General features: G+C 55.6%; 1 protein-coding gene. It reads left to right on the top strand.

From position 1 onward, the window contains the following. The coding region (locus ACODJP_RS13960; RefSeq protein WP_422482529.1) for a hypothetical protein at positions 1-277 on the top strand (277 nt) is incomplete at both ends.

The following is a 277-nucleotide window of genomic DNA, read 5'->3' as shown; positions in this document are numbered from 1 at the left end:
CCTATCCGACGCAATTCATGCTCGATCCTATCGTTAAAGAAGAGAATATCTGGCTGGCCGGCTACTCCCGCCGGCCTTCCTCCCGCGTACTGCAGCGCAAGAATCAGGCGGCGTTTCTCGTCGATGTCACCGGGGAGAAAAGTACTTTCACCGAGAGTATTTATGAAAATGAGTCGGTGTTCGGTCAGCTTGGCGAGCCGCACCGTTTCCCCGAAGTATCGCGAGTGCGGGAGACCTTGCGCCGTTGGCGGTTTTATCATGAATTCGCGATTGGCCG

The sequence above is a fragment of the Pleomorphochaeta sp. DL1XJH-081 genome (assembly GCF_049310885.1).
Classification (GTDB): domain Bacteria; phylum Spirochaetota; class Spirochaetia; order Sphaerochaetales; family Sphaerochaetaceae; genus CAYZJV01.
Note: the sequence above shows the minus strand (reverse complement) of the source record. Positions and strands in the feature narration are given on the sequence as shown.